The sequence below is a fragment of the Bifidobacterium rousetti genome (assembly GCF_008698235.1).
GTDB classification, from domain to species: domain Bacteria; phylum Actinomycetota; class Actinomycetes; order Actinomycetales; family Bifidobacteriaceae; genus Bifidobacterium; species Bifidobacterium rousetti.
In genome coordinates this window covers 16,991-35,395 of sequence record NZ_PEBH01000013.1, presented here as the reverse complement: position 1 = coordinate 35,395, position 18,405 = coordinate 16,991, and the positions used below count along the sequence as shown (strand labels likewise).

Here is an 18,405-nt window from a genome sequence, read left to right as displayed (position 1 = left end):
TCGGCTGTTCGATCAGTGGAAGAAGTGACGGGTGCCGGTCAGGTACATCGTCACGCCGGCCTTCTGAGCGGCTTCGATGACCTCGCCGTCGCGGATGGAGCCGCCGGGCTGGACGATGGCCTTGACGCCGGCCTGCATCAGCGTCTCGGCGCCGTCGGCGAACGGGAAGAACGCGTCGGACGCGGCGACCGAACCGGTGGCGCGGTCGGCGCCGTCGGCGAGCGTGTTGGCTCGCTCGACCGCGAGGTGGCAGGAGTCGACGCGGTTGACCTGGCCCATGCCGATGCCGACCGTGGCCTGATCGTGCGCGAGCAGGATCGCGTTGGACTTGACGCAGCGGATGGCGCGCCACGCGAACACGAGGTCCTTCAGGGTGGCCTCGTCGGCCGGCTCGCCGGAGACGAGCTTCCACGCGTCCGGATCGTCGCCGGTGGCGTTGATGAGGTCCATGTCCTGCACAAGCAGGCCGCCGTCGATCTGGCGGAACTGGGTGTGGCCCTTCGGCGGCTCGGCCACCTTGAGGATGCGCAGGTTCTTCTTCTTGGTCTGGAGCAGCTCCAGCGCCTCGGGCTCGTAGGCGGGGGCGACGATGACCTCGGTGAAGATCGGGCGCACGCTTTCGGCCATTTCGAGGGTGACGGTGGTGTTGCAGGCGATGACGCCGCCGTACGCGCTCACCGGGTCGCAGGCGTGGGCCTTCTTGTGGGCCTCGGCGGCGGTCGCGCCGATGGCGAGGCCGCACGGGTTGTTGTGCTTGACGACGGCGACGGCGATGGATGGGGCCATGTCCCACACGGCGCGCCATGCGGCGTCGGCGTCCACGTAGTTGTTGTAGCTCATCGGCTTGCCGCCGAGCTGCTCGGCGTGCGCGAAGCCGGTCTGGTCGAGCGGGTCGAGGTACAGGGCGGCCTGCTGATGGGAGTTCTCGCCGTAGCGCAGCGTGTGCGCGCGGTCCCAGGTGCGGGTGAACGCGGCCGGGAACTTGGCGTCGTTGACCGGCTGGTCCTCGTCGTCGTGGTCGGTCTCGACGATCGTGGCCGGCTTCGGCCAGTGCTTGGCGGTCCATTCGTTGATGGTCGCGTCGTAGGCGGCGGTGTGGGCGAACGCCTTGCCGGCCAGCCAGCGACGCTCCTCGAGGGAGAAGCCCTCGCCGTTGGAGACGCGCTCGGCGACCAGCGCGTAGTCGGCCGGATCGGTGACGATGGCGACCGTGGCGCTGTTCTTCGCGGCGCCGCGGACCATGGACGGGCCGCCGATGTCGATCTTCTCGATGGTGGCGGCCTCGTCGGCGCCGGAGCGCACGGTGTCGGCGAACGGGTAGAGGTTGACGACGACCAGATCGAACGGCTTGATGCCGAACTTCTCGAGCTGGGCGGCGTGATCGGGGTTGGTCATGTCGGCGAGGATGCCGGCGTGGATGTGCGGGTCGAGGGTCTTGACTCGGCCGTCGAGGCACTCGGGGAACCCGGTGACTTCGCTCACCTCGGTGACGGGCACGCCCAGCTCGGCCAGGCGCTTCGCGGTCGAACCGGTGGATACGACCTCGACGCCGGCCTTGATGAAGGCCTCGGCGAGCACTTCGATCCCCTCTTTGTGGAAGACGGAGACCAGCGCCCTCTTAATCGGACGATTGGTTGTTGTCATCGTGTTCCTCCTTTGATGGTTGTTCGCTCTGTTCACGCTTCATGGGTTGCGCCGGTTGTCTGCCGGAACCGGAACGTGCCGAGCGCGCGACCCGGCCGGCCTTCGGCGCGCTTCCCGCCTTGCCCTCGACCACTCGGGCCGTGCGGCGCTCCCCGGCCGAGCGATCGTCGGACCGCACGGAACGCACGGAACGCGGCTCGCGTTCCTCACGGGTCTGCGTGCCCCCACCGTTCCTGACGGCTCCCTCGATCCTCTCGAGTATTCCGGGCTTACCGGATTCAGCCGTTTTCCCGGAGCCGGCGGATTCGGCCCGCCCCGAGTCCTTGCCGGCCGTTGCAGGCTTTTCTCCCTTGCCGTCATCGGGCGTCTGATCGGTGTGTCCCGAATCCGGCGAACGGTCGGAGCGATGCCCGACAATCCAGTGTATCCCGTAGACGGCCGCCAACACCACGGCGACGGCGAGCCAGGCGACGGCCAGTCCGAAGGCGAGCGATCGGCCGACCGCCTCGAGGGACGGTACGAGATCGACGCCGACATGGGCGAGCCGCTGCGTGCCGAGCGCGCCATCGGACAGCGCGAAGCATCCCGCCCACAGGCCGAGCGTGGCCAGCGCCGCCACGGCGAGCGCGCCCAGATGCGTGAGCATCGTGGAAACCAGATGCTTGACGCCGTCGACGTCGTCGAAGGACACCGGACGGACCTTCAACGGACCGGGCAGCAGCATGGCGAGCAGGGCGATGATCGCGTACAGGACGGGGACCACGCACTGCAGCGCGATCCGGATGCGGTCGTCGGCCACGCCCTCGGGCATGAGGCCGAAGACGGGCAGCGGCGGCAATCCGGCGGACTGGCCCGCCCACAGGGTGAACACGCCGAGCTCGCCGATGTGGAATCCGGCGCCGAGCAGCCACGAAAAGCCCCAGACCATGAGGTTCGGCAGCCATGCGCACGAGGCGATCGTGGTGAGGATCCTCGAGCCGTTCTCCATGCCGTCCATGTCGAACAGGAGCGCCATGCCCTGCCAGTCGCGCACGATCCACGTGATCACGACGACGAGTCCCGCGACGGTGGCCACGGCGAACATGACAAGGATGGTGAGGACGACGAGCAGGCCCGCGTCGCGCACCCGCCTGTCGACCCGTTCGTTCAACGTTGCGCGGATGCCTTCGACCACCGCCGATCCGGGCAGCGCGCCGATGAGGAAGCCAATGGTCCATACGAGGGCGGTCTTGCCGATGATGGCCGGCAGCGGATCGTTGAGTTCAAGGGTGGTGCCGTTGGCGCACATGAGGTTGAGCACGACCCATACGGCGAGGCCCGCGACCCAGCTCGGGACCCCTCCCCCGGCCTTGCGTGCGCACTGGGCGATGAGCGCGATCAGGAGGATCGTCAGCAGCAGCGGCATGATGGTCAGATTGACCGAGCCGAGGACGAAACCGGTCCCCTGACTCAGCAGGACGACCGCCTGCGTCAGGGCGACCGCGGACGACGGCAGGTTCTCGCCGCCCTCCTCCATCGAGATGACGAGCAGCATCAGCGCGATGAAGCAGCCGAGCGAGATCGCATAGAGCGCCATCGCCCCGATGGAGGCGACGGCGCCCTTGAGCATGGCGGTGAGACGTGCCTGTTTGAGTTTCACTATTCGAGACCCGCGAGCACCTCACGCATGATGTCGGCGGCCTGGCCGGGCGTGCGCCCGACACGGATGCCGACGGCCTCAAGCGCTTCCTTCTTGTCCTTCGCGGTGCCCTTGCCGCCGGAGACGATGGCGCCGGCGTGGCCCATCTGCTTGCCTTCGGGGGCGGTGAAGCCGGCGATGTAGGCGACGACCGGCTTGGTCATGTGCTCGGCGGCCCACTGGGCGGCGTCCTGTTCGGCGTTGCCGCCGATCTCGCCGATCATCATGACGGCCTTCGTGTTCGGATCGGCCTCGAACGCCTGAAGCGCTTCGAGCAGCGTGGTGCCGACGATCGGGTCGCCGCCGGCGCCGAGGCATGCGGTGAAGCCGATGTCGGACAGCTCGCCCATGAGCTGGTAGGTGAGCGTGCCGGACTTGGAGACCAGCCCAAGCGGACCGCGGCCGACGATGCCGTCGGGGATGATGCCGAGGTTGACGCCGTGCGACGTCTCCGAAGAGGCCAGGGTCATCAGGCCCGGGCAGTTGGGGCCGACGACGCGCGCGCCGTGGCGCAGCGCGAGCTCGACGAAGTAGGCGGAGTCGGCCACCGGGATGCCCTCGGTGATGACGACGATGAGCTTGATACCGGCCTCGATGGCCTCGACCACCGCGTCCTTGGCGAAGCGCGGCGGCACGAACACGACGGACGCCTCAGCGCCGGTGGCCTCGCGGGCTTCGGCGCAGGAGCCGTAGACGTGGATCGTGGCGTCCTCGCCGTCCTTGGCGGCCGGGAACGTGACGTCGAGACCCGCCTTGCGGGCGTTGACGCCGCCGACGATGTTGGTGCCCGCCTTGAGCATGCGGGCGGTGTGGGTCATGCCCTGATGGCCGGTCATGCCCTGCACGATGACAGGGGCGTCGTCTTCGATGAACAGCACCATCAGTTGGTCTCCTTGGTCTTCAGTGCGGTGGCCGCGATGCGTGCGGCCTCGGCCGCAGCCTCCTCCATGGTCTGGGCGACGTGCACGTTCGGGGTGTTCGACTCGGCGAGGAGGGCGAGGCCCTCGGCCGCCGCGTTGCCGTCGAAGCGCACGACGATCGGCTTGACGCCACCGAGCGTGTCGATCGCCTCGAGGATGCCCTTGGCGACCTGCTCGCAGGAGGTGATGCCGCCGTACACGTTGATGAACACGGATTCGACCTGCGGATCGGACAGGACGATCTCGAGGCTGGCGGCCATGACCTCGGCCGAGGCGCCGCCGCCGATGTCGAGGAAGTTGGCCGGCTTGACGCCGGTGCCCTGCTCCTCGCCGGCGCCGGAGACGGCGTCGAGGGAGCTCATCACGAGGCCCGCGCCGTTGCCGATCACGCCGACCTGGCCCTTCAGGTGCACGTAGTGCAGGCCGTGGTCCTTGGCGCGGCGTTCGAACTCGTCGTTCGCCAACGGGTCGGCGAAACGCTTCCAGCCGTCATGGCGGAAGGCGGCGTTGTCATCGAGGGAGATCTTCGCGTCGAGCGCGCACAGGCTCTTCGAGGATTCGTCGTCCGGATCGCCGATCTTGGCGAGCGGGTTGATCTCGACGAGGGTGGCGTCGTTCTCCTTGAAGCAACGCCACATCTTGAGCAGGATCTGCGCGGCCTGATCGACGTCGGCATGGTAGAAGCCGATGCTCTCGGCCATCTTGGTGGCCGCGGCGAGGTCGAAGTCGTCGAGGGCCTCGATGTGCAGTCGCTTGACCGATTCGGGGTGCTCGCGGGCGATCTCCTCGACCTCGGTGCCGCCGTTGGCGGTGGCGAGCACGTCGTAGTCGCGCGAGGTGCGGTCCACGGAGATGGACACGTAGTACTCGTGGAGGATGTTCTTGCCCTCGGCCACGAGCACGCCGTTGACCTTGTGCTTGTGGATGGTCATCGGCAGGATGGCCTCGGAGTCGAGGATGGCCTCGTCACGCGTCTTGGCGAGCTTGACGCCGCCGGCCTGACCGCGGTGGCCGATCTTGACCTGGGCCTTGACGACACAGGGGTATCCGAGCTTTTCCGCGGCTTCCGCCACCTCGTGCGAGTTCTGCGCGTAGATGGCCTTCGGCGTGGGGATACCCTGCTCCTCGAGCAGTTCGCGCGCCTGATATTCGTAAAGATCCATTGCTGCTTTTCCGTTGAATGTGGAACGTGATATATGGAATATGGTTGTCTATTGGTGCCCCGGCGGCGTTCGCCGCGCCGCCGGGGATGCCGACCCCGACTCAGGCCGGCATGGAGATGAGCGTGCTGACGGGCACGCCGCCGAGCTTGTCGAGGCCGTCGAGGCCGTCGAGCGCCATGACGAAGCTGAATCCGGCGATCGTGCCGCCGGCCTTCTCAATGAGGTCGGCGCCGGCCTTGGCGGTGCCGCCGGTGGCGATGAGGTCGTCGACGATGAGCACGCGTTCGCCGGGCTTGACGGCCGCGGTCTCGATCTCGACGCTGGCGGTGCCGTACTCGAGATCGTAGGATTCGCCGATCGTCTCGGGCGGGAGCTTACCCGCCTTGCGGATGGCGATGAAGCCCTTGCCCAGATGGTGGGCCAGCGCGGGGCCGAAGAGGAATCCGCGCGATTCGAGGCCGGCGATAGAGTCGAACTCGCTGACAGGCAGCGGCAGGGCCGCCTCGAGGGCGCGCATCAGCACGTCGAGGCCCCTGGCGTCGGCCAGCACCGGCATGAAGTCGCGGAAGATGATGCCTTCCTTCGGGAAGCCTGGGATGGAGCGGACAAGGGAGACGAGATACTCGGCGTCGGTCTGACCGACCTTGGCGAGATCCTTGATCGTGATGTCGCTGCCGGCCATGGTCACTTGGATTCCTCGTCCGAGGCCTTGCCGGCCTTGCCGTTGTCGGCGTCGGCGTTGTTCGCGGCGACGGACGTCTCGACGTTCACCTGGGCGTCATCGGCGCCGGCGGCCTGAACATCGGCCTGGGAGTCGGCCTCGGCGATCGGGTTGCCGTTCTCGTCCACCTCGTCGTCGGAGACGTAGGCGGGACGGACGTACTCGCGGGAGATCGCGTTGAAGCCGAGACGCAGCTTCGTGCCCTCGGAGTCGATGACGACCTCCTCGTACTGCTCGTCCACGGAGACGATCTTGCCGATGATCTGGCCGATCGTGATGATCTCGGTACCCGGCTGGAGACCGGCGCGGAACTGCTTGACCTGCTCGCTGCGCTTCTTGTTCTGGCGCTGCGACCACCACATCATGCCGCCCATGACGACAATGAGCACGATGAAGAAGCCATACTCTTGGATGATATTGGTAGTCATGAAAAACGATTTCCTTCCGGTCGGGGAACGACGACTAATCCGAATGACGACTAATCCAAAGCACAAAGTCTAGAAAAGCTTGCTGACATCGCCCTTGTCCGCATCGGCATCCGGCCGTATGCCGAGATGCCTCCACGCCTTGTCGGTGGCGACGCGGCCCTTGGGCGTGCGGATGAGGAACCCCTCGCGCACCAGATACGGCTCGCACACGGTCTCGACGGTCTCCGATTCCTCGCCGACCATCGCGGCCAGCGTGTTGAGACCGACCGGGCCGCCGTTGAAGTTCCTGACGATGGCGTTGAGCACCGCGATGTCCAGACGGTCGAGGCCCTCGGCGTCGATCTGGTAGAGGGCCAGCGCCTCCTTGACGTCCTCGGGGCCCACCGAAGGCAGGTCGTGGACGATCGCCCAGTCGCGCACACGGCGCAGCAGGCGGTTGGCGATACGCGGCGTGCCGCGCGAACGCAGGGCGAGCTCGTGGGCCGCGCCCTCGTCCAACGCGATGCCGAGCACCCCGGAGGAACGCTCGACGAGCTTCTCCAGCTCCCCCACCGGATAGAAGTCGAGATGGGCGGTGAAGCCGAACCGGGCGCGCAGCGGCGAAGGCAGCATGCCCTCGCGTGTGGTGGCGCCGATCATCGTGAAGCGCGGCAGAGTGAGCGGGATCGACGAGGCGCCCGGCCCCTTGCCGACCATCACGTCGACACGGAAGTCCTCCATCGCGATGTACAACAGCTCCTCGGCCGCGCGCGGCAGACGGTGCACCTCGTCGACGAACAGCACCTCCCCCGCGTCGAGCGAGCTCAGGATCGAGGCGAGATCGCCCGCATGCTGGATGGCGGGGCCGGAGGTGATGCGGATCGGCACGCCGAGCTCGTTGGCGACGATCATCGCCAACGTGGTCTTGCCGAGGCCGGGAGGACCGGCGAGCAGGATGTGGTCCGGCGGCACCTCGCGTTTGCGGGCCGCATCGAGGAACAGCTGGAGTTGGGCCTTGAGGCGGGGCTGGCCGATGAAGCCGTCGAGGACGTGCGGGCGCAGCTCCTCGTCGCTGACCGGCTCGTTGCCGACCGGCTGGGAGGAGACCATGCGCAGCGATTCCTCGTTGGCGCCGATGTTCTCGTTGCCCTGCGGCTGGGCGAGTTCGCCGCTGATGTACGGTTCGTTCATGGCTGTGTGGTTCACCGTCCCCTGTCAAGCGAGGCGAGGGCGAGGCGCAGCACCTTCGGCACGTCGTCCTCGGCGAGCGGGGTGGCGATGCCGTTCTCCTGACAGGCCACATGCACCGCGTGCTCGGCGTCCGCCTGACGCCAGCCGAGCGAGATCAGCCCCTCGACGACCTGCAATGCGCCCTTGTCCTCCGGCTGCGCGGTGGTGACGGCGGAGCCGGTCTGCTCCAGCGCGTCCAGGTCGATCGAGCCCTTGAGCTCGAGGATGATCTTCTGCGCGCCCTTCCTGCCGAGGCCGGGGGCCTTGGCGAGGGCCGCGGCGTCGTTGTCGGCGACCGCCTTGGCGAGCTGCATCGGGTTCAGCGTGGACAGGAGCGACAGCGCGACCTTCGGGCCGATGCCGTTGACCCTGATGAGCTGAAGGAACGTGCGTTTCGCCGTCGGGTCGAGGAACCCGTACAGCGTGATCGCGTCCTGCGAGACGTTGAGATAGGTGTAGACCTTCACCTCGATGCCGCCATGCACGCGCGACAGGTCGGCGGAGGGCATGCGCACCTCGTATCCGACTCCCCCGACCTCGATGAGCGCGGCCGAGGCGTCCACCGCCTCGACCACGCCACGCAACGAACCTATCACGGCACCTCCTTCGAACAACTGTTCGATCAGTGTATCACACGGACATGTGCCGGATCACGGTCACATGCCGCGGTCGGCGTTGATGCGCCGTTTCGTGGCCTTCTTCGCGGCGTCGGCCCACTGGCGCTGCGCCGCGGTCAGATGCTCCTCGCGCTCCCCACCCTGCAGCGCGCCTGCGGGACGCAGCGCATGGCAGATCGCCAATGCGAGCGCGTCGGCGGCGTCGGCGGGCGTCGGCATCTTGTTGAGGTTCAGGATGCGCGTGACCATGCGCTCTACCTGCACCTTCTGCGCCTGACCGTTGCCGGTGATCGCGAGCTTCGCCTCGGTCGGCGTGTGCAACGCCACCGGGATGCCGCGCTGGGCGGCGGCGAGCATGGCGAGCCCAGCGGCCTGCGCGGTGCCGAGCACGGTGTTGCGGTTCGACTGGGCGAACACACGCTCGATGGACACGGCATCCGGCGCATAGGCCTCGATCTTGGCCGCCAGCCCGTTGTAAATGGCCAGGAGGCGCAGATCCTGCGAGACATCCGGCGAGGAGCGCACGACATCGACGTGGATAAACGAAAGCCGGCGGTGCGCGCCGGCTTCGATCACGCCGACCCCGCAGCGTGTGAGCCCGGGGTCGACGCCTAGGATGATCACCTTGGATTACTCCTCGTCGAGCTGTTCCATGACCTCGTCGGAGGCGGTCCAGTTGGAGTAGATGTTCTGCACATCGTCCAGGTCATCGAGGTTGTCGATGAGCTTGGAGACCTTGCGGGCGTCCTCGAGGGTCAGCTCGACCTCGTTCTTCGGACGCATGACCATATCGGCGGAATCGTAGTCGAAACCGGCGTCCTGCAGGGCCTTGCGGACGGTGTGCAGGTCGGACGGGTCGGTCACGACGGTGAACACATCGCCATCGTCGATGACGTCCTCGGCGCCCGCGTCGCCGGCCTTCTCGAACAGGTCGTCGAAGTCGACGCCCTCGGACGGGACCTCGATCTGGCCCTTGCGCTCGAAGTTGAAGGACACGGAGCCGGAGGTGGCCAGAGAGCCGTTGCCCTTGGTCAGGGTGGAGCGGACCTCGGCGGCCGCGCGGTTGCGGTTGTCGGTCAGGCACTCGATGATGAGGCCGACGCCGGCGGGGGCGTAGCCCTCGTAGACGATGTCCTCGTAGTTGGCGCCGCCGGCTTCCTCACCGGAGCCGCGCTTGATGGCGCGCTTGATGTTGTCGGCGGGCATGGAGGCCTTCTTGGCCTTGTAGACGGCGTCGTACAGCGACGGGTTGCCGTCCGGGTCGCCGCCGCCGGTGCGGGCCGCGATCTCGATGTTCTTGATGAGCTTGGCGAAGAGCTTGCCGCGCTTGGCGTCGATGGCGGCCTTCTTGTGCTTGGTGGTCGCCCACTTGGAATGACCTGACATAATGCTCCTAGCAGGTTAACTGGTACTGGACAAACGAAACGATTGTAGGGCGCCAAGCCGACAATCGGCGATAATCGGCCGGTATGACGGCCCATGGCGCCAGCGAAAGGACGGGCGTGACGCCGATTCGGCACCGGCGTCACGCCCGGGACGCGTCAGCGAGGACACGGATCAGGCCTTGGGATCAGGCCTTGGCATCAGACCTCGGATCAGGCCTCGACGGAATCCTCCGTGGCGGCCTTGAAATCGTCGGCCGAGTTGACCTGGACGCGCTTCTTGATGACCTCGAGGATCTTCGCGCGCGCCTCGTCGACCGGCACGCCGTTGAGCTGGCTGCCGTCGCGGAAGCGGAAGCTCACCGCGTTGTTGTTCATGTCCTCCTCGCCGACGATGAGGATGAACGGCGCCTTGGACTTGGAGGCGTTGCGGATCTTCTTGCCGAAGCGGTCGTCGGAGTAATCGATCTCGCAGCGGACCATCTCGTCCTCGAGGCTCTTGACGAAGCCGGCGAGGTGCGGGGCGAACTCGTCGGCGACCGGCACGCCGAGCACCTGCACCGGGGCGAGCCACGCCGGGAACGCGCCGGCGTAGTGCTCGAGCAGCACGGCGAAGAAGCGCTCGATGGAGCCGAACAGTGCGCGGTGGATCATCACCGGACGCTGGTGGGTGCCGTCGGCCGCGATGTACTCGAGCTGGAAGCGCTCGGGCAGGTTGAAGTCGAGCTGGATCGTCGACACCTGCCAGGTGCGGCCGATCGCGTCGCGGGCCTGCACGGAGATCTTCGGGCCGTAGAAGGCGGCGCCGCCCGGATCGGCCACGAGGGTCAGGCCGGAGTCCTTGGCGACCTCGGCGAGCGTGTTGGTCGCCTCCTCCCAGATCTCGTCGCTGCCGACGTACTTGTGCTCGTCCTTGGTGGACAGCTCAAGGTAGAAGTCGCTCAGGCCGAAGTCCTTGAGGACCTTCAGGACGAAGGTCAGCAGGTTGGTCAGCTCGCCCTTCATCTGCTCGCGGGTGCAGTAGATGTGGGAGTCGTCCTGCGTGAGGCCGCGCACGCGGGTCAGGCCGTGGACCTCGCCGGACTTCTCGTAGCGGTACACGGTGCCAAACTCGAACAGTCGCAGCGGCAGCTCCTTGTAGGAACGCTGGCGGGACTTGAAGATGAGGTTGTGCATCGGGCAGTTCATCGGCTTCAGGTAGTAGTCGAAGCCCTGCTTGGTGATGTTGCCGTCGGCGTCGCGCTCCTCGTCAAGGCGCATCGCCGGGTACATGGAGTCCTTGTACCAGTGCAGGTGGCCGGAGGTCTCGTACAGGCCGCCCTTGGTGATGTGCGGGGTCTGCACGAAGCTGTAGTGGTACTTGCGGTGCATCTCGCGGGAGTAGTCCTCCATCGCGTTGATGACGGCCGCGCCCTTCGGGTGGAAGACGGCCAGACCCGGTCCGATCTCCTCCGGGAAGGAGAACAGGTCCATCTCGGCGCCGAGCTTGCGGTGGTCGCGCTTGGCGGCCTCCTCGAGACGGGTCTGGTAGGCCTTCAGGTCCTCCTTGGTGGCCCATGCGGTGCCGTAGATGCGCTGCATGGTGGGGTTCTTCTCGCTGCCGCGCCAGTAGGCCGCGGCGGAGCGCTCGATCTTGAACGCCTTGATGAAGCGGGTGTTCGGCAGGTGCGGCCCGCGGCACAGGTCCTTCCACACGACGTTGCCGTCACGGTCGACGTTGTCGTAGAAGCTGAGCTCCTTGCCGGAGATCTCGGTGGCGGTGGACGGGTCGAGGTGCGCCTCCTTGTCCTTGATCAGCTCGATCTTGAACGGCTGGTCGGCCTCCTCCGCGAGCGCCTCCTCCTCGGTCGTCACACGGCGGCGGAACGACTGGGAGGACTTGATGATGCGCTGCATGTGCTTCTCGATGTTCTTCAGGTCGTCCGGCGTGAAGGGCTGGTCGACCTGAAAGTCGTAGTAGAAGCCGTCCTTGATGATCGGGCCGACGCCGAGCTTGGCGTTCGGGAACAGTTCCTGAACGGCCTGGGCCATGACGTGGGTGGCGGAGTGGCGCATGATGCCGAGGCCGTCCTCGGAGTCGAGCGCGACGGATTCGACCGTGTCGCCGTCCGCGAGCGGGGTGTACAGGTCGCGCAGTTCGCCGTTGAGGCGGACCGCGATGATGTCCTTGTCGTCCGCGAAGAGCTCGACGCCGGTGGTGGTTGCTTCCACCTCCTTCGCTTCGCCGTTGACTGTGATGGAGATGGAGCTTTGCGCCATGATCGTGTCCTTTGCTATCGGGGCCCGCGTTACCAATGGGCAGGCCTGGACTGTGTTCGACAGTGGACACGATAGGCACGCGCGGCGACATGCGCAAGCCGCGTTCGCAGAACGAACGCCGCGACGGACGCCGCGACGTACGGCGCGACGGAACCGGTCACATGCGTTCCCGCCGCGTTCCCGCTGCGATCAGGCGCGCTGCACCAGCCATTCGGCGGCGACCTTCTTCGAGGGGAACACCCCCTGCGCCCCGTTGGCGCCGTCGGCCAGCCACATGCGCCTGATGCCGAAGCTCTGCTTGCGCACGGTGCCGGCCCCCGACCCGTTGTGCACGACGGCGAACACGCCGCGTCCTATCTTCATGATCCTCACGTCCATGATTCCGGCCTCCCTGCCGTCATCTCGTTCGTCACCCGCGATACTACCCCCCTATCGGACGACGCGCCGCCGACACGCGCAAGGGGGTACAAAATGCCCCCGAATGTCGCGCGACCGACCGGTCCAACAGCCAAACGGCCAGACCAGACGATCAGTCTTTCACCTGACCCGAACGGAACCGGTCCGAACGGATGTCCTCGTCGGTCCACTCGCGTTTCACGAACGGATTGACGAGCGGTTCGCCGCCGCGTCGTTCCGCGACGGCCGCGGGATCCCACTCGGACACGTACGAGTACCGGATGCGTCCCGGTGCGAGCCGTTCCATCAGGGACTCGTATCGGTCGCGCTCGGTCAGCAGCGTGTCGACGAGATACCCCGGTTCCACACCGAACCGGCTCAGTCCGCGGACATACAGGTTCTTGTCCGAGTCACCCACGATCACCGGAACCGTATCCAAACGCAACAGCTCCTTGAACATGACCAACCGTCCGATCCGCCCGTTGCCGTCGGAGAACGGATGCGTGGTCTCGAACATCCAATGCGCCTTCGCGATCTCATACGGATCGTCGCGCAGGTCCCGATACAGGGCGAACACCAGTTCCATGGCCTGCGGCACGTCCTCCGGCAACGCCGTGTGCACCCCCAGCATCTGACTGATCACGTTCGGCAGGACCTTGTAGCCGCCCACATTGCGATCGGGATCGAGCTCCTGTCCGGTGCCGCGTTTGAGCATCGCATGCAGGGTGCACACCATGGTCCTGTCGACCGGCTCATCCACATGGTCGAGGATCCAGTTGAACGTGAGGAAGTGGTTGCGGGTCTCGATCACGTCATCGGCACGAATCTGGTCGATCGCGTTATCCGGCAACAGCGCGCCCGTATCGTACAGCTGCGCCGTCTGCTCGGGAGACAGCGTGGAACCTTCCATATGATTCGAGTTGTATGCGAACAGGATCTGCGTGTTGTAGTACAGTCCGCCGCCAACCCGCTGGTCACGCTCACGCTTCAGCCAATCCACAAGCCGAACCCTGTCCATGACCATCTCCTCTCACGACGCAGCTCCGATATGCCCGAGCCCCGTGTCCATAGGATATTAGGATACCGATCCAGAAACCTCGGGACCAGCGCTGAAGGAGCCACATTCCCCGGACTTTTCCATTGCCATGGCGACGGTATCTCAATTCCGATTTGCCACCAAGATCCGCCAAGGTCCGAAAGGCTCGCGGAAACAAGAAAGCCCCGGGCGAACCCGGGGCTTCCGACAGGCTCCTGCGGCTGGGCTTGAACCAGCGACCGTCCGATTAACAGTCGGATGCTCTGCCAACTGAGCTACGCAGGAATATTCAATTATCGCCTTTTCGCAGGGCTTGCGACCTGAAAGGCAACGCTCCTGCGGCTGGGCTTGAACCAGCGACCGTCCGATTAACAGTCGGATGCTCTGCCAACTGAGCTACGCAGGAATGGCTTGCTTCACGGGATCACTCCCGTTCGCACAAGACGGATACTTTACCGCAAGATGAGCGGAAACTCCAAATACGGCGTGTCCCCTTGCGGCGCAAGGAAACCTCCTACATCGACACCTTGGTCAGCGGCATCGCGGAGTCGATCGGGAAATCGGGCGCGCTGGGACGGACGCCGGCCTCGACGAGGTTCACGCCGAGCATGGCGACCATCGCTCCGTTGTCGGTGCACAGCTTCAGTTCGGGGATGCGCACCTCGACGCCGTTGCTGCGCCCGTACTGCAGCAGCTTGGCGCGCAGCTGCGAATTCGCGGAGAACCCGCCGCCGACGATCAGCGTGTCGGAGCCGTACTGGCGGCAGCCACGCATCGCCTTCTTCGCGAGCACCGTGGCCACAGAGTCGGCGAGCGAGGCGCACACGTCATCGACGGGGATCGCGCGGCCTGCGGCCTGCTCCCCCTCCACCCAGCGGGCGACGGCGGTCTTGACACCGGAGAAGCTGAAATCGTACGGGTGCCTCGCGCCGGCCTGCCCCTGGGTCAGGCCCTGCGGCACCTTGATGGCATGCGGGTCGCCGTGCTGCGCGTGACGGTCGATGTGCGGGCCACCCGGATAGGGGAATCCCAGAAGGCGCGCGACCTTGTCGAAGCACTCCCCGGCCGCGTCGTCGAGCGTGGTGCCGACCACGTCGATGCGCCGCGCCACGTCCTCGACGTGCAGCAGCGACGTGTGGCCGCCGGAGACGATCAGGGCGAGTGTGTCGGGCGGGAACGGGCCGAACTGCAGCTGGGTGACCGCGATGTGCCCGATCACATGGTTGATGCCGTACAGCGGCTTGCCGGACGCCCACGCGAGGGCCTTCGCGCCGGAGACGCCGACCGCGAGGCAGCCGGCAAGCCCCGGACCGGCGGACACGGCGATCGCGTCCACGTCGGACAGCTCCATGTTCGCGTCGGCGAGCGCCTTGGAGACGCACGGCACGAACGCCTCGGCGTGCGCGCGCGAGGCGATTTCGGGGATGACGCCGCCGTAGCGCGCGTGTTCCTCCATCGAGGAGGAGACCACGTTGGATACGAGTGTGCGTCCGCGCACGATGGCGGCTGCGGTCTCGTCGCAGGTCGATTCGATGCCCAGCACCACGGGTTCGCTCATCTGTCGTCCTCTTTCTGCTTGTCGTTCTGCTCGTTATGCTCATGCTGCTCCGGTCGCGCGTCCGTCGCCCCCGTCTGGAAGCCGACCACGCGCGGCTTCAGGTCCAGCGCCATCGTGTATGCGTCGATGTTGCCGGGCTGGTAGTAGCGTTTGCGCAGTCCCATGCGTGTGAACCCGAATCGCCGGTACAGCGCGAGCGCGGGGTCGTTGTCGACGCGCACCTCGAGCAGCATGCGTGCGGCGCCCTGTTTTTCCGCCTCGTCGACGAGCGTGGCGAGCAGGCGTGCGGCGATGCCCCGGCGCTGGTGGGAGACGGCGACGCCGATGGTCATGAGTTCCGCGTCGTCGCCGTCGTACCAGAAGCCGGCGTATCCGACGATGGCGGGGGCGTTCTCGAAAGCCTGTGCCGTGGTCTCTCCCCCGGTCGGCTGCGTCGACGGCCCCTTTGTCAGAGAGGACCTGCTGCCGTTGTCGTCCACGCACACGTAGTAGGTGCGGGCGGGGGCGGCGAGTTCCTCGCGCACCATGTTCTCGCTCCATGCGCCGCGGCCGAACAGTTCGCGTTCGAGCCGGGCGATGGCTTCGACGATGACGTCGCGGTCGAGTTCGTCGATGGGCGTGATGCGCAGCCCGGCCTGTGTCGGTTGCGTCGACTGCATCAGGTGCGTCGGTTGCGTCATGCCTGTGGACCTTCCGCCTCGGTATTGGCTCCGGCCTCGGTCTCGTCCTTGCGCGTGGCGCCTTCGTGGCCGAGGACGTGCTTCAGGGGCGCGGGGATCTCCGCATCCGGCCGGCGCAGGTAGAGGGGCTCGACCGGCGGCTGCCCGTCACCGCGCGCGGTCCGTCCCAATGCGGTTTCGGCGAATATGGCGAGGCCTTCGGCGCCGAGGTCCAGCACGGACCGGTCGCTCACCTCGCCGGGGTGTTCCAGACCCTGCCATGCGGCGGCGTATTTGGCTGCGCCGTGTCCGATCACGTCGACGACGTAGTCGACGCCGTCGCGTTCGGCGTGCGCGCGCACGGTCTCGTTGACGCGTTCGACGATGCGCTCGGGATAGTCGATGTCCATCGCGATCCAGCGGTTGTCGGCCGCCTCGCGCTCGGGCAGCGAGATGGTTCCGTGGTTGAGGCAGAAGTACAGCTGCTTGCGTCGCGCGTCGTTGACGCACAGGGTGACGTGACGGCTGCGTTCGCCGTCGCCGTAGACCTCCTCCCCCGCACGGTACGCCATCTCGCCCTGCGCGTCGAGGATGTTCTGTCCGATGAGCGTGGCGCCGGTGGCGAACGCGATCGCCTTGGCTGCGACGATGCCGGCCCTCAGTCCGGTGAACGGCGCGGGACCGGTGCCCACGACGATGGTGTCGATGTCGGCGGGCGTAAGTCCGGCGTCCCCGATCGCCCGCGCGATGTTGGGCTGGAGACGCTCGACGTGGGTGCGCGAATCGGTTTCGATGATCGGCTCATGCCCCACGACGCCCACGGTCGAACCGTATGACGTATCGATCACCAGTGTGCAGCCCATGCGACCTCCCGCTCTTCGCAACAGTGTCCGTCCCGGCGCCCGGACGGCTCCGGAAACCTCTAGCGAGTGTACACCGGGACGGGAGAACCGACGCTGCAGTGCGAACCCGCTACAGTGCGAACCCGCTCCAGCGCGGCCCGACGGGCACGAGCGTGACGACGCGCACGCCGTCGCCGGTGATCTCGCCGTCGGGGCCGGACACGCCGCCGGCGACGCCGATACCTGCGCCGAGGGCGTCCAGCGGACGTTCGATGTGGATCTCCAGACGTTCGGGCGCGAGCGCGGCGACCATCTGCTCGCCCCATTCCATGAGCACGACGGTGTCGTCGCTGGTGTCCTCGAGTTCCTCGTCGAGGCCGAGCGATTCGAGTTCGTCGAGGAGCCGGTCGACGGCGGCCTGTCCTGGCGCGTAGTCGGCGCCGCCCAAACGGTAGGCGTCGACGTGCACGAAATGCGCGGGGGCGCCGTCGGCGAATCGGCCGTTCAGTTCGCGGGCGATGGTGAACGTGGGCGAGACGATCGGCTCGCCGATGCCGAGTCCTTCGCCGAAGCCCTGCGCGAGCGTGGTCTTGCCGGCGCCGAGCGGACCGGACAGAAGCAGCACGTCGCCGCCGTGCACATGCGCGGCGATGCGTCGGCCCAATGCGCGCATGTCACCGCCAGTGGGCACCTCGACGCGGGTCACACCGCCGGCCGTCACGCCGGATGTTCCGCCGGCCGTCCCGCTCACGTTCTCACCTGTCATATCCACGTCCATATCCGTATCGTCCTCCCTGCATGTCGGTCCGTCCCTTCACCGCGATCGTCTCGATGCTGCGTTCGAGCGCGTACATCGGGTCGCCGCCGTTGGTCTTGCTCTGCTCGTCGGCCCACGCGAGCATGCGGATGCAGTTCGCGAGTCCCTGCGACGTCCATCCGCCGAGCCGGATCTTCTTGAGCATCCAGCTCGGCATGCCCGCCTCGGAGGCCGAGATCTCCCCCGATTTGAGGGCGGACGCCTTGGCCAGGGTCCTGAGCTTCATGGCGAGCGCGCCGATCAGCGCGATCGGCGCGGTGCCCTGTTCGACGGCGGATCGCATCATGACGATCGCGTCGGCGGTGCGTCCGGCCAGCGCGGCGTCGGCGACGGCGAATCCGGTGACCTGCGGGTTGGCGGTCAGATACTGGTTGACGCGGTCCAGTCCGATCGGATCGTCGTCGAAGTCGAAGCACAGCTGGCCGCACATCGCGTCGAGTTCGCCGGTGCGTTCGCCGAGCACGTCGACGAGCTGTTGGGCGGCGATCGGTTCGATGCGCCGGCCGAGCCGTTCGAACCGGGAAAGCACGAAGTTGAGTTTCGCCTCCGGTTTCTTGAGATCGGCCACCTCGACCTTCTGCGCGCCGGCCCTGACCAGCTGGTCGACGAGCCGTTTGCCTTTGTTGCCGCCCTCGTGCCGGCAGATGACGACGCTCGCGTTGGGGTCGTCCTTCGACTCCTTGACGTAGGCGACCATCGCCTCGCCGAGCTTCTCGTCTGCGGACTGGAGGTTGTCGACGGTCACGACCGCGGTCTCGGCCAGGAGCGACGGGCTGACGGCCTCGTCGAAGGCGTACCGGTCGGCCGACGCCGCGTCCAGTTCGATGAGCTCCGCATCGGGGCGGCCCTCGAGCGCCTTGTCGCGCAGTTCCCTAGCGGTTCGCCCGTTGAGGTATGCGTCTCCGCCGAACACCACGCGCAATGCCGCGTTCCCTGCCGTTGTTGCCATGGTCTCCATCACCCCACACCCGTTGGACAACGCGCGTGACGTCGGGCGCGGAAACGCCGACGGCCGCGGGTTTCCGGGAGATTCCCGAAAGCCCCGCGGCCGTCACGCCTCATGCGATGCGGATCTC

The 18,405-nt window shown here is 66.8% G+C and carries 18 protein-coding genes and 2 tRNA genes; all 20 read right to left on the bottom strand.

Translation table 11 applies throughout. The features are described 5' to 3' along the window. Positions 1-12: 12 nt before the first annotated feature. On the bottom strand, positions 13-1,644 hold the full coding sequence (gene purH, locus CSQ85_RS11615; RefSeq protein WP_107040951.1) for a bifunctional phosphoribosylaminoimidazolecarboxamide formyltransferase/IMP cyclohydrolase: 1,632 nt from the start codon (positions 1,642-1,644) through the stop codon (positions 13-15). Then, positions 1,619-3,283, bottom strand: coding sequence for a cell division protein PerM (locus CSQ85_RS11610; RefSeq protein WP_150384136.1), 1,665 nt, complete (start codon positions 3,281-3,283; stop codon positions 1,619-1,621). Before CSQ85_RS11610 ends, purH begins: the two co-directional genes overlap by 26 nt. After that, positions 3,283-4,203, bottom strand: coding sequence for a succinate--CoA ligase subunit alpha (gene sucD / locus CSQ85_RS11605; RefSeq protein ID WP_107040952.1), 921 nt, complete (start codon positions 4,201-4,203; stop codon positions 3,283-3,285). The genes CSQ85_RS11610 and sucD overlap by 1 nt, the downstream gene beginning before the upstream one ends. Beyond that, complete coding sequence (sucC, locus tag CSQ85_RS11600; protein ID WP_150384135.1) at positions 4,203-5,405, bottom strand: ADP-forming succinate--CoA ligase subunit beta; 1,203 nt, start codon at positions 5,403-5,405, stop codon at positions 4,203-4,205. Before sucC ends, sucD begins: the two co-directional genes overlap by 1 nt. Positions 5,406-5,505: 100 nt before the next feature. Beyond that, positions 5,506-6,087: an adenine phosphoribosyltransferase gene (locus tag CSQ85_RS11595; RefSeq protein WP_150384134.1), complete on the bottom strand. Its 582-nt coding sequence runs from the start codon at positions 6,085-6,087 to the stop codon at positions 5,506-5,508. A 2-nt stretch (positions 6,088-6,089) separates the two neighbouring features. Beyond that, entirely contained in the window at positions 6,090-6,554 is a 465-nt protein-coding gene (locus CSQ85_RS11590) for a preprotein translocase subunit YajC (protein WP_150384133.1), read from the bottom strand. Between the two features lie 69 nt (positions 6,555-6,623). Beyond that, entirely contained in the window at positions 6,624-7,724 is a 1,101-nt protein-coding gene (gene ruvB, locus CSQ85_RS11585; RefSeq protein ID WP_107040956.1) for a Holliday junction branch migration DNA helicase RuvB, read from the bottom strand. Between the two features lie 11 nt (positions 7,725-7,735). Continuing rightward, complete coding sequence (gene ruvA / locus CSQ85_RS11580; RefSeq protein ID WP_150384132.1) at positions 7,736-8,359, bottom strand: Holliday junction branch migration protein RuvA; 624 nt, start codon at positions 8,357-8,359, stop codon at positions 7,736-7,738. A 60-nt stretch (positions 8,360-8,419) separates the two neighbouring features. Further along, positions 8,420-9,004, bottom strand: a complete 585-nt coding sequence (gene ruvC, locus CSQ85_RS11575; RefSeq protein ID WP_107040958.1) for a crossover junction endodeoxyribonuclease RuvC — start codon at positions 9,002-9,004, stop codon at positions 8,420-8,422. Positions 9,005-9,010: 6 nt separating this feature from the next. Continuing rightward, a complete protein-coding gene (locus CSQ85_RS11570) occupies positions 9,011-9,766 on the bottom strand; it encodes a YebC/PmpR family DNA-binding transcriptional regulator (protein ID WP_150384131.1) in 756 nt (251 codons plus the stop codon). 209 nt (positions 9,767-9,975) lie between these two features. Further along, the gene (gene thrS / locus CSQ85_RS11565; protein WP_107040960.1) at positions 9,976-12,021 is read right to left on the bottom strand and encodes a threonine--tRNA ligase; all 2,046 of its coding nucleotides are present in this window, start codon (positions 12,019-12,021) and stop codon (positions 9,976-9,978) included. Between the two features lie 189 nt (positions 12,022-12,210). Next, the gene (locus CSQ85_RS11560) at positions 12,211-12,399 is read right to left on the bottom strand and encodes a hypothetical protein (RefSeq protein ID WP_150384130.1); all 189 of its coding nucleotides are present in this window, start codon (positions 12,397-12,399) and stop codon (positions 12,211-12,213) included. Between the two features lie 151 nt (positions 12,400-12,550). Beyond that, positions 12,551-13,435 (bottom strand): Fic family protein, encoded by an 885-nt coding sequence (locus tag CSQ85_RS11555; protein ID WP_107041012.1) that lies wholly within the window; start codon positions 13,433-13,435, stop codon positions 12,551-12,553. 230 nt (positions 13,436-13,665) lie between these two features. Continuing rightward, positions 13,666-13,738: transfer RNA gene (locus CSQ85_RS11550), tRNA-Asn, on the bottom strand. Between the two features lie 48 nt (positions 13,739-13,786). Further along, positions 13,787-13,859 (bottom strand) — tRNA-Asn (locus CSQ85_RS11545). A 108-nt stretch (positions 13,860-13,967) separates the two neighbouring features. Beyond that, on the bottom strand, positions 13,968-15,011 hold the full coding sequence (tsaD, locus tag CSQ85_RS11540; RefSeq protein WP_150384129.1) for a tRNA (adenosine(37)-N6)-threonylcarbamoyltransferase complex transferase subunit TsaD: 1,044 nt from the start codon (positions 15,009-15,011) through the stop codon (positions 13,968-13,970). Continuing rightward, complete coding sequence (rimI, locus tag CSQ85_RS11535) at positions 15,008-15,670, bottom strand: ribosomal protein S18-alanine N-acetyltransferase (protein WP_150384159.1); 663 nt, start codon at positions 15,668-15,670, stop codon at positions 15,008-15,010. The genes tsaD and rimI overlap by 4 nt, the downstream gene beginning before the upstream one ends. Positions 15,671-15,687: 17 nt before the next feature. Further along, positions 15,688-16,533 (bottom strand): tRNA (adenosine(37)-N6)-threonylcarbamoyltransferase complex dimerization subunit type 1 TsaB, encoded by an 846-nt coding sequence (gene tsaB / locus CSQ85_RS11530; RefSeq protein ID WP_150384128.1) that lies wholly within the window; start codon positions 16,531-16,533, stop codon positions 15,688-15,690. Between the two features lie 109 nt (positions 16,534-16,642). After that, positions 16,643-17,185 (bottom strand): tRNA (adenosine(37)-N6)-threonylcarbamoyltransferase complex ATPase subunit type 1 TsaE, encoded by a 543-nt coding sequence (gene tsaE / locus CSQ85_RS11525; protein WP_223846968.1) that lies wholly within the window; start codon positions 17,183-17,185, stop codon positions 16,643-16,645. Positions 17,186-17,267: 82 nt separating this feature from the next. Continuing rightward, positions 17,268-18,278: a DNA polymerase III subunit delta gene (gene holA / locus CSQ85_RS11520; RefSeq protein ID WP_150384126.1), complete on the bottom strand. Its 1,011-nt coding sequence runs from the start codon at positions 18,276-18,278 to the stop codon at positions 17,268-17,270. Between the last annotated feature and the right edge of the window lie 127 nt (positions 18,279-18,405).